Genomic DNA, 16,281 nt, shown 5'->3' on the forward strand with positions numbered 1-16,281 from the left:
TTAAAAACTCCTTAAATTCAAGATTTCTATTATTTTATGGCCTACGCCAGACTCATTGTTACTTAATGTTATTTCGTCAGCGATTGCTTTCAACGGTGGAATGGCGTTCCCCATGGCGACACCGCAACCTGCAAAAGTCAGCATTTCCATGTCATTTTGCTGGTCCCCAAACGCGACAACATGTGTCGGTGACACGTTCAGATACTGGCTCAAAAAGGCCAATGCAGCTCCTTTATCAATGGTTGGATCCATCATTTCAATGTAATTTGTGTCGGAGAAAACAATTCTAAAGCCGGCCTGCTGCATTTCTTCTTGTACTGCCTGCAACAATGAAATCTGATTACTGCTCAATGCGACTTTCAAAATTTCTGTCGCATTTTCTGCTAGTACCAAAGGGATTTGTTCATAACTTTGCTCCTCTAACCGCCAAGCTTGATTTTGGAACTCTTGAATGTTCTCTTGGCTTTCCTCTTTCGAGATGAAGCGATAATTAAGCTTTTCGGTATTCAGATAGCCTGTCATCCCGTAGTTGCTGCCTTTGATCAAAAAAGTTTGGACCGCCTGTCGATGGACTGTCTTTTTCCAAAGAGGCGCATTTCGACTCATCTCTTTGATATATGCACCATTTAATGCGATCACATAGCCATCTGAAAGACCAATCTCTTGAAAGATCTTTTCTGCAGAGTTTAGACTTCTTCCCGTACAGATAGCAATTTTATGTCCTAATTTTGCCGCTTGTTGGATCGCATTCCGATTGATTTCACTTATTTGATGATCCGTCGTAAGGAGAGTCCCATCAATATCTATTGCAAATAATTTCACTTATAACACCGCCTCATCGTTTTATGTGCAATAAGTGTGCCAACATTCTGTCGAAAAAAAGCCAACCAAGAAACTGGTTCGCTTTTAATGAAAAATTCCTATCCTCTGCTTGTTCGCACCATCGATTTCCTATATTTCAAAAATGATATCGTAGAGATAATCCAACTCATACTCGCTGATTTTGATGTTGTACGCATTTTCAAGGATTTGAAGGGAGGTTGCAATGGCCTTGATCCTTCGTTGTCGTTGTTCGTCATGAGAAGTGCTTTGATAGTGAGACACTTCTTGGTTACGAATCATCCGCTCGACTAAGCCAGCAATGTGGATGTACAGAATCGCCTTTTTAGAATTTTCCATGGTGATTTTCAAGTTTCGTTCCATTTCGATAATCGCTTCGTCGATATAACCGATGACTCGTTTCACATCCAAAATCGTTATGACGGAAACCAATCGTTCAATAGAGAGGTTACGCACAAGATTATCATTGATATCTTTCCGAAAGGCTGGATCTGCTACCTGTTTAAACAATTTATCAATCTGTTCTTTCCCGGAACCGGAAATCAAATCCTCTAAGGCGACATAGTCGACACCTTCAATTTCAGGATCAGCAGTTCCTACTATTCCCTGCACATCAAACTGTTTAAAGTATTGATTGTCTTTTCCGTATTTTTTCAAAAAATGATAATCTACTGCTTCTACTGCATAATCGATTTCTTTAGGTAGACTCGTGCTTAAAAATTCTTTTAGCTGCTGCGCAGCGCCTAATCCAGTGTGACAAACCGTTAAAATCAGAGCTTGCTTGGTTTTTTTCGGATATGCCAAGCGATATTCGACGATCAACTCTTCTTGGATTCGTTGGCCGATACGTTCAAAATCCGTTTTCTTTTTGACCATGTCGCCAACAAAGAGGGCTTGCTGAGTATTGACATTGTTCATGATCAATAACGGCCCCTCCAACTGATCTTTTAACACATTATCCAGAATCATCAAAGAACCCATATCTGCTAGAATAATCAGTCCTTTCGAGCAGTCATTTTCCTTAATATAATGCTTAACAAATTCCTGTACTTTGTTAGCAGGAACATTAAAAGGCATATCAAAAGAATCAAATAAATGCTCATCCATGAAGCGATTGACCACATCAGCAATACTGCTAGCAGTGGAGAAACCATGGGCCAAGATCAATCCCCGAACTTCAGGTTTGCGAATCTCGATGTCTAATCCTTTTAAATAAAAGGTCAACAAGATTTTTTCAGAGTCTAATAACTGCAGATCCAACTTTGATTCCACCAATTCCAATAGCGCATTCAAAATTTTTTGTTCGGTTTGCATATGCATATTCAAAAAATCCTTGATCATCACAATTGTTTTGGGTTTAAAACTAGGCAATTCATCAAAGAAGTTGGACCGTTTATACAAATAATTGGTCAATGCCATGATGGAATTTCCGCTGATTTTTACAAAGTAATTTGATTCTAAAAAGTTGACCAATTCCTTGATCGTATTCTGCAATAGAAGTAAAGTGTTTTTTTCTTGAACTGTTTGAAAGACGAGCATTTCAATTACTGTATTGGCTTCCCGGGACAATTGTTGAATCAAATAATTTGTCTCAACTTCTCCTTGTTGATATTGTTGGAAAATTTTCTCATAGACTTTAAAAATTCCAGCCATAATCAGTGATTCATCGGTCTTTTTGTGCAAAAAGTCTGTTAAAACGCTTTCTGGAGTTACTAATACATCATTTTTTTCTGTGCTGTCGACCTCTTTTAGCGACAGGAAGCGAGAAAGCAAATGATCTTCCAAGGTTTCTGAATTTACTAAAACGCTAGGACCCATACCACGTTTACTAAATGCATTGGCACAAATCACCTTAATAATATTCTTCAGCTCTCCTACATTGTCTTGGTAATTGAGGGTACTCAACCGATTGATGATCCAAGGTGTAATCAAGATTGGACGATTAAAGTTGCGGCTTTCATTGATGAAAAAAGTATAGATGTACTCGGATATCTCTTGTGGGGTACGTTCTTTCAAGGCTGGGATATGAATCGTGATTGGGACTCGGCGCAAAAAGGTGCGCAAAAAATTGGTTTGAACATCCTCAGTCGTAGCAAAAATCAAACGAACTTGGGACTTGCGAGTGATATTGTTTTCCCCGATTCGTGAAAATTGTTGCGTGTCGATGAAAGTGAAGAGTTTTTCCTGACTTTCCGGCGATAAGCGATGGCATTCGTCCAAAAAAAGAATCCCTCCATCTGAAGCTTCTAACAAACCGACTTGATCACTGTCTGCGCCAGTGAATGCGCCTTTTTTGTACCCGAATAATATACTGCTCAACAGCTCTTGGTTATGGTAGTATTGCGCGCAGTTCAATTCATGAAAAGGCGCCTCTTCATGAATCAGTTGCTGATCAATACAAAATTCATAGGTTTTCCTTGCCAGCAGACTTTTTCCTACACCTGTCTCACCATGTAACATCACCGGTAAACCTATCCCTGGGTAAAATACTGAAGCTTTCAGCTGATCCACAGCCATTCGGAGACTCGTTTTTGCGCCGATCAAATCTGCAAACAAATCCGTTTTGGTTCGATGGCTATTTTCTTCATTCTTTAATTGCTCTAAATTATCATACACCGATTGACTTGGTTTAAAAAATAGCTGACTGAACGCTTCTTTGTCGAAAAAGACCGCGGGTCGGCTCTTGACTTTGATTGCCAAGCCTTCTTTTACAAATTCATTTAAATATTGACTAGTCGTATTTCGTCGAATCGCTACCAATTCTGAAATGCCTTCCGTCGTTAGTAACTCATTAAACGTAAGTTCACCCAGTGCTTGGGTGTTTTCTTTTAGAATAGCCAGAACTTGTTGTTTTGACAAAACAGTTCCTCCTAAAAAGTGCGTATTCTTCTCTTTGTCAGCTGTTATAGACTTTTTTGGTAGAAGTATCGCAAGAAGGCTATAGATGCTGACGAACAAGTTAATTATAGAACTTCATTCCGACACATTCAACGGCTGTTTCCTTTCTGTCGAAATGAGAAGACAGCGAACTTTTTTCAGTAAGTTCGCTGTCATGCTGCCTTTGATTACCAAATCAGAAAATCTTTGTCTAAAAGACGCAAGATTCCTTCCACAAAATAGTAGTCAGTATAAATGATTGGGACTTCCGTCCAACGTTCCTCATGGTAGGAGCCTGTCGCATCATCAATCAAACCATCTTTTGCCTGATCCTCGATCCCATGATTCTCATAAGCAGCTTTTAAGCATTTGACGGCTGCATCAATGAAGAAATCCTTTTCATATTCTCCCACGTGTTTCGCAATTTCCAAAAAGCCGCAAGCCGCACAAACCCCTGCGGAAGTATCCAGCATCACGGGTTCTTTTGGTGCTCTAAAATCTACTACAGGAACCCAGTTTGTTTGTTCTACTTGAGCAATAAAGTAATGGGCAACTTTCTTTGCTGTTTCCAAATATTCCTTCTTACCGGTATGGAGATAGCTTAATGCAAAGCCATAAATCGCCCACGATTGGCCTCGGGACCAAGACGAACCATCGGCATAGCCTTGTCCTGCGGGTGTTTCCAACAGCTCGCCATTGGTTGGATCAAAGACACCAATATGCGCAACAGAGCCATCTCCTCGCACGATATTGTTCATGACTTTGTCGGCATGGTCTTCCGCAACATAGCCAAAGCGAGGATCATCAATTGCCTCTTTTGCCCAGTAAAGTAAAGGAATATTCAGCATCGAATCAATGATCACCCAACCTGCGCGATCCCGATTCCAAGACCGGATAAACTGTCCTCTCGGGTTGTAACGGCCTGCCAGCAAGTGAGCGGCATGCAAACCCCGGGCTTTCGAGCGTTCGTTTCCAGTCAAGCGATAATTGGCAACAGCTGTGTGTAGCCACATAAAGCCAACATCATGGTGTAAACCAGTATAAATATCAAATGCCTTATCTAAACGTGTTTCATTTGCTTCCGCAGTTTGTCTGTATAGGTCATTTCCAGTCGCATGGTACATTTGCCACATCATCCCTGACCAAAATCCGTTACACCACCAAACCGGCTCCGTTATGCCTTTGTCTTCTTCATAAAGACCTGTTTCTTCGTCCACGATATAAGGAATTTTATCTCCCAGTCGTTCTGCCTGTAAAGTCAGCTTCCCATCAATTTTATTAAAAACTTCTGTCGCCCACTGTTTTATCTCTTCATTTATCATTGTTTTCCTCCAATTTACGGTTGTTTTCCAATGTAAGCTAAGATTCCGCCATCTACATATAAAATATGCCCGTTAACAAAGTTTGAGGCATCGGAAGCCAAAAAGACAGCTGGACCTTGCAAGTCTGAGGCTTCTCCCCAACGGGCTGCAGGTGTTTTTGCAATAATGAATTCATCAAATGGATGACGAGAACCATCCGCTTGTTTTTCCCGCAATGGTGCTGTTTGAGGTGTCGCAATGTAGCCAGGTCCGATGCCATTACACTGGATGTTGGCTTCACCAAACTCTGAACAAATATTTTTCGTCAACATTTTCAAGCCGCCTTTTGCTGCCGCATAGCCCGCCACTGTTTCACGACCTAATTCCGACATCATCGAGCAGATATTGATGATTTTGCCATGCCCTTTTTTTATCATGCCAGGTAAAACGGCTTTTGCTACGATAAATGGCCCGTTCAAGTCAATATCGATTACTTGACGAAAATCAGCTGCAGACATTTCCAACATTGGAATGCGTTTGATGATCCCTGCATTGTTGATTAAAATATCGATCACACCAACTTCTTTTTCTACTTGAGCGATAAAGGCGCCTACTTGTTCTTCATCGGTCACATCCGCTACATACCCGTGGGCTTCGATACCCGCTTCTTTATAAGCAGCCATTCCTTTATCCACTAGGTCTTGATTAATATCATTAAACACAATCGTTGCCCCAGCTTTTGCCAAAGCTTCTGCTAATGCAAAACCAATCCCATAGGTTGCGCCTGTAACTAGTGCGATCTTTCCGTCTAAATTAAATAAATCCATTGAAAATGACATAGAAAATGACATATTGAAAGCCTCCGAATAATTGTTTTATTTTAGTTCTGACATTGGCACCATGTCCATGTCCATGTAAGTAATGTTTTCACCGCACATTGCCCAGATAAAAGAGTAGTTTGACGTACCTACGCCCGAATGGATCGACCATGAAGGAGAAATCACTGCTTGCCCTTCATCGACAACTAAATGTTTGGTTTCATCGGGTTTTCCCATCATATGGAACACACGTGTATCTTCATTATTGAAATCAAAATACACATAAGCTTCCATGCGTCGTTCATGAGTGTGACAAGGCATCGTGTTCCAAGCAGAGCCTTCTTCAAGAACGGTGTAACCCATTTGTAGTTGGCAGCTTTGACAGATATTTGGATGAATGTATTGATAGATCTTTCGTTCATTCAATGTCTGACCTTCACCAGTTTCCATAGGTTTTACTTGATCAATCGCAATTTTTACATTGGGGTATTTATGATGCGCAGGGGTTGAACTCACGTAGAATTTCGCCGGCTGAGCGGCATCGGCTGAAGTAAAGACCACTTGCTTGGTTTCTTTCCCAATATAATAGCCATCTTGTTTTTTCATGGGCTCTTTTTTGCCGTCGATCTCGATAAATCCAGGTCCCCCTACGTTGATTACGCCTAACTCACGACGTTCCAAAAAATAGTCCACCCCTAATTCTTTGTCCAAAACAATCTCTAATGCAGAGGATGTTGGGGTCACTCCGCCGAAAATCATCCGGTCATTGTGGGTATATGTCAACGCAATCTCACCGGGTACAAAGACGTTTTCGACTAAAAACTCCCGACACAGTTCTTCTGTAGAATAATGACGAATATCTTCTGGACTATGCGTATAACGAGTTACCATTTTTTGCATTTCAATCTTCTCCTTACTTATCATTTACAGTCTTCAATAAACTTACAAGCAAAATCTATGCCAAAATGTGTCGAAAGAAAGATAAAAACCGTTTTATCACTTCGTAGAAATCAGCGTACCTCTGACTGAAAAAAGAACAGAAGCGTTTCATGAAATTTCATTGACGACTGATGGAAACCTGCAGAAACAATCCTTCCTTCAACGAATCTTCACCTACCAAATTGCCGCTTTTCTGATTAGCATTTTCTGGTTAATCGCTGATCTTTTCTAAAATCCAGCGACTGGCAAAATAGTCTTGGGTCGCTTTTGGTAACGGTAAGCCTATCTGCATTAGTTCAGAATCGGTATACACTTGTCCCGTCTTTGCTAAACGATATTGGCCTGGCATTAAATCGATCAATTTTAATCGCTTAGGGACCGTATTCGCTTTCGCTCTAATATAGACGTGACTTACGATCACCTTTTCTTCATCGTTTTGTTGCCAAGCATACTCATTTTGTTCCTCATAAACGGGTAATTGCTGCCACTTGCCAAATTGCATCGTATGGCGGATTTGTTTATATTCTTGAATGTGTTCTTTGATCTCAGCTTTTTCTTCTGCTGACAGTTCAAGTAGATTTAATTCATAACCAAAATTTCCTTGTTGCGCAACAATTGTTCTAGTCGCTAAGCTGGTGATGCGGCCGACTTGGTGATTTGGTACCGCAGAGACATGACAACTCATGGAAGCTTGCGGATAAATCAAAGCCGTTCCTTTTTGAATGGCCAAGCGCTCAATGGCATCGGTATCATCAGAGGTCCAGATTTGCGGACTGTACGCCAACATTCCCGGATCAAAGCGTCCCCCACCGCCAGCGCAGCTTTCTAAAAGAACTTGAGGGTATTTTTTGGTGATTGTAGCCAAAATGCGATAGAGTCCTAAGATATATCGATGAGACAATTCTTTCTGATGCTCAGCACCCAGAGCATCACTACCAGAATCAGTAATATTGCGATTCATGTCCCATTTGAGATATGAAATATTATTTTCACTTAATAGCTGATCCAACGAATGGATAATATACTCTTGAACCGCTGCTTTTGACAGATCCAGCACATATTGGTGGCGGACTTGTTGCGGCTCTTGGTTGGCAACGCGAATGATCCAATCCGGATGAGCACGGTAGAGTTCACTATTAGGTGAAACCATCTCTGGCTCTATCCACAAACCAAAGTCCAGACCAAGTTGATTGATCTCAGCAATCAATTGGGTTAAGCTTCCCCCTAATTTTTGAGAATTCGGCTGCCAATCGCCTAATGACGAATCATCGTTGTCACGTTTACCAAACCAACCATCATCCAGCACAAAGAGTTCCATTCCTAGCGCTTGTCCTTCTTTCGCAAGTGCTAAAATCGTTTCTTTATTAAAATCAAAATACGTGGCTTCCCAGTTATTCATGAGAATCGGCCGGACTTTATGTGCAAACGTTTTGGGAATGAGACAATCTGTATAAAAGTGATGATAGCGTTGGCTCAGCTGATTTAACCCGCGATTGGCATACACCATCACTACTTCTGGCGTTTGAAATGTTGCGCCAGTCTCCAATCGCCAACTAAACTCAAAAGGATTGATACCAATTTGCATCCGGGTGTTTTGGTGCATATCCACATCGGCTAACGCTAAAAAATTGCCGCTATACACTAAGTTCATGCTGTAAACCGCGCCTTGCGTCTCCGAGGTTCCTTCTTCTAAAAGCGCAATAAAAGGATTCTGGCCATGTCCTGAAGCCCCACGTTTTGAATCCACCCCTTGAAAACCTTGGTGCAGCCGGCGACGATTGTAGTGAGTTTCACGTCCCCATGCTCCTCCTAAGGTCAACAAATCAAATTTATCGGTCAAAAAATCAAGATTTGCACTCATCATTCGTTCAATCGTCAGTTCATTCGCACTTTCATTTAGCAAAGTAACATTTTGTGTAAAAACATCATATTCAGGAAAAACGCGAATACACACCTCTATCTGGAGTTTTGCCGCTTCGTCAGACAACCGTATTTTTAATGTTTCCGCATTTGCATGTTGTGCTGACGGCATTTCCATTGGTTCCCACGTTTTGGTCACTTCATGATTTTGATAACGAAAATTCGATAGTCGTGTCCCATCAGCCAATACTATTTGGAAAGCCGGCGTCCGCATATCGGGATTGCCGTAAGCGGGATAAACCAGCGGCATTTGTTCTAGTTTAAAATCTTTCACACCGTCTGTGTCTGCCAGATAGCTAGCGCGTTTAATATCACCTACCACATACTTAAGATCTACATTCCCAATTTTGGAACCAAAATAGTAAAATACTAAATGCCCACTTGACAAGACTCCCAATGATAATTGATCATTGGCAGAAAATAAATTGAATTGCTGATATTCTTTATTGTAAGTAATCATTCTCTTTCACCCTTTATAAAAATATTTTTATTAGTCATCAATTATTTCATTAGCTAAAGGTCTTTTTTCTATTTCTACTCTAAAAAATTCTATGCCTCCATAAGTCATCATGGATTCAATTTCTAAATAGAACTACTTCCGACAGTAAGACTACTCTGACAACAAGAACTTACTATCCAACTAAATTGAAGCAAAAATTATGCCAACTAATAAAAAAACCAATATACTAGGAAAATTATCACCTTTATTCGCCACAAAAAATAAATATTCGACAGAATAGTCATAGTGATGTAAATAGTAGACTTCGTACGTCTTATCTATTTGATAATTTTTAAAAGTGATTAAATGAAAGTAAGAATGTTTTCAGAAACAATTTCTTCTGACTTTATAATTTATGGGGCTGATGAATCAGAATTGACTCATCAACCCCATTTTCATTAATGATTTTAGTAAAAAACCACCCGTTTTCACGGGTGGCTTGATAACAGCTCTTCGATATCCCATTAAGATGACCACCAAGTGCTCACAGCATACTTTAAAACTTAATTATTCGCTACAGAAGATGAGATTTTTGGAATTATCTAAACAAGTGTATCTCTAAGATCATAGAATGATTTTGGAATCACGCTACTATTTCATAACAAGATTTCAGTTAAGAATACTTATTATTTTCAGAATTTGCATCTCTTTGTGCTTGGCTACCTTCTTTCATGCAACAGCGAAACCTAATTACTCAATAACATTGTCTTATTGTTGTCAAACACTATCTATTATTATGCACTTTCTCAGAAACACTTATTATATATCTTTTGTTCTATTAACTTTATAAAAAGATGTCCCAAATTCATTAATTTTACATCTTTACCAGTTACATGCTCAACGTATTCCTGACACTATTGTTGAGCGAGGAGGAACCCTTCATCACTGAATTCGAGACAATTTTCTCGCTTAGACTCTTCTGTATCCGCATAATCGGTGATAAATACATTAGTATGAAATACATATAATTCGTAGAAGCTAGTTGCTAGCGTTTCTCAAATACACTTTTTTCATACATACCTAATCCTCCTCCTCAATTTTTTTCTTAATTCTGAAAAGCGTACTTCGACTGAAACCGGTTATGGATTCAACCTCTTTATATGATTTGCCTGAAATAAGAAGTTCATATGCGTGCCGTTTTTTTGGAGTGATTGTAGCTTTCGGACGTCCTTCCTTAAAGTTCGGGTTATTCTTTCTTGCAAACATCTTTCCTTCTTGCGTACGTTCTACAATCATATCACGTTCCATTTCTGCTACACTCAATAACGTTCGTGTAACCATTCGGCCCATCGACGTATTTTCGATTGTTCCAAGATTCAATACCTTGATCGTAACGTTATCATCGAGTAAAGGTTCAATGATATCCAAAGCTTCTCTCGTATTACGCGCAAAACGATCAAGTTTAGTAACAACGATTTCATCTCCAGGCTTCAGACCAGCCAACAGCTGATTAAACTTTGGCCGATCTCGTTTTGTACCTGTAAATTTTTCAGAGAAAATATTCTTCTTCTCAACACCGTTCTCAAGCAGCTGTTGAATCTGTTCCTTTGTACTTTGAGAAGCAGTTGAGACACGTGCATAGCCGTATTTTGTCATTTGATCCACCTGCTCTTACAAATCATCTATCGTATACTCTGAGTACCCCTCATAGAAATAACTGACATCGATACCTTTCATGTATAACTCGCGATCGTCAATTTTATCAGTTAGAGCGTTAGAAATTAAGTAGCGTATTTCTAAGTCATTTATTGGACTGCGCTCCATTGCGGAAAGGTAGTCTTCTTTATTGATCAAGTTCCAATCAACAACTTTTTGTAATTCTTCTTTCAAAATGAGATCCAGCCAAATTCTAGTACTCCGACCATTTCCTTCACGAAACGGGTGAGCGATATTCATTTCCACGTATTTTTTGATAATCTCTTCAAAAGAAGTTTGCAGCATCTGATCAATATGCTTTAACGAATGTTCCAGGTACATGACCGGTGCGAAACGAAAATTTCCTTTTGCGATATTGACCGAACGAGTTTTTCCTGCAAAATCGTAAATTTCTGAAAAAAGAAAATCATGAATTTCCGATAAGCCTTTAAACGTGCCGACTTCGATTTCATTTATTTTTCCTGAATCATATAATCCCTTCGCTTTTTGCTTGCTGAGTTTTTCTTCAGCCTTGGCCAACTCAACTTGATTGGTCAAACCTAATTTATTCTCTAAAATCATGTAAAATCCCCTTAACATTATGACATAAGTTTATGAAACACTCCCAAGCCTACTATATCGCGGATTTAATCATGTGTCAAAAACTATTAAGTTTCTGACCTTTATCTTCATTATGCATTAACTGACATTTCAAGATTTTGGAAATCATAGATATTCTCATCTATAATTCTTATTTAATAAATTTGATAAATACTTTACTTGTCGTATCTGCTTCTAAGAAATTATTACCTGTTTTAGTATTCTCTCAAAACTATTCCTTCTCAACTTTTGAGAATTGTCAATAGATATAAACGATTTAATCTCTCATCAAAGATGATACTCAAAAATTTCGATTCTAACTTACCAACATAATCAGTAAATTTATGTACAAATTAGGATATAGTATTTTTTAAATATCTCATTTGAGAATTGTGTAAATTGGTGGTATAATTCATATAAATATCTATCGAAACGTTTCGATAGATTAGAAAGGAGATAGAGATGAAATTAGATTCTGAAAGAGAGATTCAATACATTTACAAAAAAATCAATGATTTAACTGAAAAAGACTATCTCTCAAGCTACGTTTTCAAAATTAATCAAGTATTATCTATACACATTTGTAACAAAGTCTGGAGATATACAGAAAAACACAAAAATTTTATGGACAAAATCAAGCATATATTTTTAAAAACAGATTTTTATTCTAATATGAAATATATCGACGATGAACTATACTCTTTGCAAATTGATGAGTACAATAGAGCGGTTATTAGTTATAAATGTGATAAATGTGAAGTTCTTTTTCTTTATAATAATTATATAACTAAAAATGATACCGTTATCAAAGAACTTGAGTTAATACAGAATAAGTTTCCAATCGTAGATTCAACAACCGACACTTTAAATAAAATAATTCATGAAAAAAAATCCTTATCTAGATTTGGCGATGGTGAATTTAATTTAATATTAAAGAAAGACATTGGGTTTCAGAAACATAGCGATCGATTATCGAAAAAGCTTATAGAGATTCTTACATCTCAGAAAAATAGCATACAAATTTCCATACCTGAGTTTAATTCTATGCACAATAATATACCAAAATGTTTTGGGGATTTATCATTCTGGGAACACTACTGGTACACTAATTTCTATAGCTTAAAAAATTATTTTACTCGTTCTAGTTATGGTAATACGGATATGACAAGAAATACGGTTTTTTTTGAAAATACGATCAGTGAAATAAAAAAAATATGGCAAAGAAAGAAAGTAGTTTTTGTCTATGGTAATAAGTCAAGATTTAATACCGACAGTGTCCTCTTCGAAAACATTTGTGAAAAATTCGAAATAGAGTGTCCAGCAACAGATGCTTTCTCTTCTTATAGTGAAATAGAAAAAAGATGTTTACAGTTTTCAAAAGACACCCTTTTTCTAATATCATTAGGACCAACTGCTACAGTACTGTCTTACGAACTAGCAAATTTAGGTTATCAAGCAATAGATATTGGGCATTTAACTAGCTCCTATGAACAATACTTGGGGAAAATTTCATTTCCTGAGTCATTACCTATAAAATGAATACAAATATGGAAAGAAGAAATACATTAAGTTTGATCGTAATCGGAATTTGTATGCTCGTTATAATCTTTTTAAACTCTTTTCTTATTTCAAAAATCAATATAATTATTGGTCAAATTATTGATTTTATGAAGCAAAAAATGTATCTAGAAATCCATAACATTCTTAAGTACCTACTTATATTATTGGTAGCTTTTTTTATTCTAGATATTTTACAATCTTTAATCACAAAGTTTTTCTTAGAAATATATAGTGCCTTACTAAAAATAAATAACTTTAATAAAATATTATATTTAAACCCCTTACATTTTCAATTGTCAAATGAAAGAAATTACTTTACAAATGTTTTTTTGAATGTAATCGAAAACTATTGTAATTGTATGACCACCTTCTTTACTTGGCATTTAGTTTTAATTCTAAATGGAATTGTTGCATTAGTATCTCTCTTTAAGATTAATCATGTTTGCACGCTCGTATTGCTGATAATATTCCCGACATTCAGTATATTTTTCTCTAGGATTGCTAATCGAATTGCAGAATCCCAAACAAAAATTTATAAAGAGCAAAAAGAACAGATTAACTTTGCTTACTCTATTCTAAAAAATATATTTAAAATTAGAAATTTAAAAATAGAAGATTTCATGCTTTACAAATATAAAAAATATCTCGAATCAATTTTTATGAGCCAGAAAATATCAAATTTATCAGATGCATTTTTATCGATACTATCATACTTACAAAAATGTTCTATTGCAATTACCTTGTTTTTAATTGGTTTTTTTTCGATAAAAAACAATATTTTAACGATTGGGGAGTTCATTTCTTTTATTATTTTAGCCAATATTGTTAGGAACCCGATAGAGCTTTCTGGCGAAATTATTAAGAATTTGCGTTTAATCAAAATGAACAGAGATGAAATAAAAAACTCTTTTTCGTTCTCAAAGATAGAAAAAGAAGTATCAAATCTATTAGTATATGATCAAAATTCAAAATATTGTATAGAAATGAAAAATGTCGAAAATCGTATAAAAGACAAGTTAATTCTAAAAAATATTTGTATTAAATTAGAAACGAATAAAAGCGTAGGGGTGTTCGGTGAGAGTGGCTCTGGAAAAACAACCTTACTTAAGGTACTCACTAAAAACCTTCCGTACAATGGACAAATACTTGTATTAGATAATGAACTAAAGGATCTATCTTTTGAGCAAGTAAGCAATTTAATGGACGTTAGTTTTCAACATTCTTCTTTTTTTCCTGGAACATTGAAACAAAATATTGTCAATAAACATAGCAATCTTAACAAGATGAACAGTTACACTGAAAAATCAAGCTTATTCTATTTTCTAAATAACTATAATTTAGAAGGGGAAATAAATAATTATAATGAACAATTTTCAGGTGGTGAAATGCAACGTCTAAGTTTGTTATCGACTTTTATTACAGAAAAGAAAATTATACTTTTAGATGAACCTACCGCATCTTTAGATTTAGAAAATGAAATTATGGTGACCCGTGAAATAAATAAATTGAAACAGGAAAAAATAATTCTAACAATATCTCATAAAAAAACAACATTATGTTCTCTGGATTATCTGTACGGTATTAAAGACGGGGAAATAATTGAAGAAGGTAGTCCTTATGAATTATGTACAAAAAAAAATAGTTACTTCAACAAGATTTTTGCAAACTAATATTTCTAGTTTTTCCTATGAATTTAAAAATTCTTTCAAATCAATTTCCTTTTCTCTAAAATCAATTGAAAAAAAAAAATTTGCTTTCATGCTTGCTACCACTTTATCTTTAGGAGATATAATCGTATCTTTTTTAATGCCTGTTTTTTATAAGAATATACCAGATATTGTACAAGGAAAAATTAATGTATCAGAAGATTCTTTACTGTTTTTTTTACTACTTTTTTTATCAGTTGGCTTAGTTATAGGTATCAGTAAGTTTATTCAACAACAACTTTTACTTTTTGGGTATTCTAACCTTAGCTATAAAATGTTAAAAAAAGTTTTATTGACGGACTTAAATGTATTATTTGATTCTTATGATATTCCAACCATTATAACGCGCTTAGTTAAAGACACAAATAAGTCTGTTTCATTATTAGGATCTTATTCCTTTATATCGTTAGTGAAGTTCCTTGCTATCTTCATAATTGGAAATATTATTTTTATAAAATTTTCATATGTATTTTTATTGGTAAACATTTTATTATTCATCATCTTGTTGATCAATTCATGTATATTAAATCCTTTGATTCGAAAACTAGAGAAAGAAAATAAATCCCAAATAGATGACTCTATAAACTTTGTATCTAATTCCGTCTCATCTTTACCATCAGTACGTATCAACGAAAGTCAAAGTTTATTAAGTGGCATATTTTTTGTTCAAATAAAAAAAATAATTAAAAACAGAATAATATCAAGTATATTCACTGGTTTATATCATTCGGTCGGCGAATCGTTAGTATTCATTGCAAAAATAGTTGTTTTGCTGATAACTCAAAATTTATTCAAAAAAGAATCTGTATCCTTTGATGATGTCATATTTTTAATTACTTTGAATGAACTAGTTTCTCAATCATATAAAGACTTAGCCACTTTTATACAATATATACAAAATAGTATTGTTTCAATAAAAAGAGTAGAAGAAATATTGCAAATCAGTAGAAAAAAATCTGAAGAAAACTCTATTGAAGAATCACATAACGTGGCAATTCAAATAAAAAACCTATGTTTCAGTTATAGTAGTTCAAATAACATATTTTGCAACTATAATCTTTCAATATTTAAAGGTGAGCATGTAGCAATAATAGGAAAGTCAGGAGAGGGAAAATCTACACTAGCAAAGTTGTTATTATCCCAATTGAGGCCAATTTCTGGAGAAATAATAATTAATGGAGATATTTTAAATGTGGATCAAAAAAATAGCCCCTTCTATATGTCACTAAAAGAAAACATTGTCTTAAACGAGCCATTTGACTCTTTTAAGTTCTCGGATGTTCTCGAATTATCATCATTAGACAATACAATTATGCAAAACCAAATAAATATAGAAGAAAATATTGCGTATATGTCTGGTGGCGAAGCACAGAAATTAGAATTTTCCAGGTTATTTTATCATAATGTGGATATTTTAATACTTGATGAGGCTACTTCTGCATTAGACAAAAATTCAGCAAAGTTTATTATCAAAAATCTAGTATCTAATTTTAGAGAAAAAACAATTGTCTTCATTACTCATGATCTAGAATTATTGAGTTTATTCGATAGAGTAATTGAAATAACATCCTACAAAGGAGAATAAA

At 35.9% G+C, this 16,281-nt stretch carries 11 protein-coding genes; 3 read left to right on the forward strand and 8 right to left on the reverse strand.

Annotated features, from left to right (window positions below; all coding sequences use genetic code 11):
- From IAE45_RS16245 to fic, 8 genes are all read right to left on the reverse strand, one after another.
- Entirely contained in the window at positions 1 to 822 is an 822-nt protein-coding gene (locus IAE45_RS16245) for a Cof-type HAD-IIB family hydrolase (RefSeq protein ID WP_200127374.1), read from the reverse strand.
- 129 nt (positions 823 to 951) lie between these two features.
- Positions 952 to 3,699: a sigma 54-interacting transcriptional regulator gene (locus IAE45_RS16250; protein WP_200127376.1), complete on the reverse strand. Its 2,748-nt coding sequence runs from the start codon at positions 3,697 to 3,699 to the stop codon at positions 952 to 954.
- A gap of 206 nt (positions 3,700 to 3,905) precedes the next feature.
- Positions 3,906 to 5,039, reverse strand: coding sequence for a glycoside hydrolase family 88 protein (locus IAE45_RS16255; protein WP_233619125.1), 1,134 nt, complete (start codon positions 5,037 to 5,039; stop codon positions 3,906 to 3,908).
- A 14-nt stretch (positions 5,040 to 5,053) separates the two neighbouring features.
- Positions 5,054 to 5,857: a gluconate 5-dehydrogenase gene (locus IAE45_RS16260; RefSeq protein ID WP_200127410.1), complete on the reverse strand. Its 804-nt coding sequence runs from the start codon at positions 5,855 to 5,857 to the stop codon at positions 5,054 to 5,056.
- Between the two features lie 36 nt (positions 5,858 to 5,893).
- On the reverse strand, positions 5,894 to 6,736 hold the full coding sequence (gene kduI / locus IAE45_RS16265) for a 5-dehydro-4-deoxy-D-glucuronate isomerase (protein WP_200127378.1): 843 nt from the start codon (positions 6,734 to 6,736) through the stop codon (positions 5,894 to 5,896).
- 250 nt (positions 6,737 to 6,986) lie between these two features.
- Positions 6,987 to 9,155, reverse strand: a complete 2,169-nt coding sequence (locus IAE45_RS16270) for an alpha-galactosidase (RefSeq protein ID WP_200127379.1) — start codon at positions 9,153 to 9,155, stop codon at positions 6,987 to 6,989.
- Positions 9,156 to 10,214: 1,059 nt separating this feature from the next.
- Complete coding sequence (locus tag IAE45_RS16275) at positions 10,215 to 10,790, reverse strand: recombinase family protein (RefSeq protein ID WP_200127380.1); 576 nt, start codon at positions 10,788 to 10,790, stop codon at positions 10,215 to 10,217.
- A gap of 15 nt (positions 10,791 to 10,805) precedes the next feature.
- Positions 10,806 to 11,411 (reverse strand): protein adenylyltransferase Fic, encoded by a 606-nt coding sequence (gene fic / locus IAE45_RS16280; RefSeq protein WP_200127381.1) that lies wholly within the window; start codon positions 11,409 to 11,411, stop codon positions 10,806 to 10,808.
- A 480-nt stretch (positions 11,412 to 11,891) separates the two neighbouring features.
- Here fic and IAE45_RS16285 point away from each other — a divergent pair, with 480 nt between their 5' ends.
- Genes IAE45_RS16285 through IAE45_RS16295 form a run of 3 tightly spaced genes read left to right on the forward strand, consistent with a single transcriptional unit; the run spans position 11,892 to position 16,280 of the window.
- Positions 11,892 to 12,968, forward strand: a complete 1,077-nt coding sequence (locus IAE45_RS16285) for a GT-D fold domain-containing glycosyltransferase (RefSeq protein WP_200127382.1) — start codon at positions 11,892 to 11,894, stop codon at positions 12,966 to 12,968.
- Positions 12,965 to 14,659: an ATP-binding cassette domain-containing protein gene (locus IAE45_RS16290; protein WP_200127383.1), complete on the forward strand. Its 1,695-nt coding sequence runs from the start codon at positions 12,965 to 12,967 to the stop codon at positions 14,657 to 14,659. Before IAE45_RS16285 ends, IAE45_RS16290 begins: the two co-directional genes overlap by 4 nt.
- Complete coding sequence (locus tag IAE45_RS16295) at positions 14,607 to 16,280, forward strand: ATP-binding cassette domain-containing protein (RefSeq protein ID WP_200127386.1); 1,674 nt, start codon at positions 14,607 to 14,609, stop codon at positions 16,278 to 16,280. The genes IAE45_RS16290 and IAE45_RS16295 overlap by 53 nt, the downstream gene beginning before the upstream one ends.
- Position 16,281: the final 1 nt, after the last annotated feature.

Source organism: Enterococcus sp. S53 (assembly GCF_016516865.1).
In the GTDB taxonomy this organism is placed as follows: domain Bacteria; phylum Bacillota; class Bacilli; order Lactobacillales; family Enterococcaceae; genus Enterococcus_D; species Enterococcus_D innesii.

Coding starts and splice junctions, on each gene's coding strand:
- IAE45_RS16255 (WP_233619125.1), bottom strand. CDS start 5,039: ATGATAAATGAAGAGATAAAACAGTGGGCGACAGAAGTTTTTAATAAA.
- IAE45_RS16260 (WP_200127410.1), bottom strand. CDS start 5,857: ATGTCATTTTCAATGGATTTATTTAATTTAGACGGAAAGATCGCACTA.
- kduI (WP_200127378.1), bottom strand. CDS start 6,736: ATGCAAAAAATGGTAACTCGTTATACGCATAGTCCAGAAGATATTCGT.
- IAE45_RS16270 (WP_200127379.1), bottom strand. CDS start 9,155: ATGATTACTTACAATAAAGAATATCAGCAATTCAATTTATTTTCTGCC.
- IAE45_RS16275 (WP_200127380.1), bottom strand. CDS start 10,790: ATGACAAAATACGGCTATGCACGTGTCTCAACTGCTTCTCAAAGTACA.
- fic (WP_200127381.1), bottom strand. CDS start 11,411: ATGATTTTAGAGAATAAATTAGGTTTGACCAATCAAGTTGAGTTGGCC.
- IAE45_RS16285 (WP_200127382.1), top strand. CDS start 11,892: ATGAAATTAGATTCTGAAAGAGAGATTCAATACATTTACAAAAAAATC.
- IAE45_RS16290 (WP_200127383.1), top strand. CDS start 12,965: ATGAATACAAATATGGAAAGAAGAAATACATTAAGTTTGATCGTAATC.
- IAE45_RS16295 (WP_200127386.1), top strand. CDS start 14,607: ATGAATTATGTACAAAAAAAAATAGTTACTTCAACAAGATTTTTGCAA.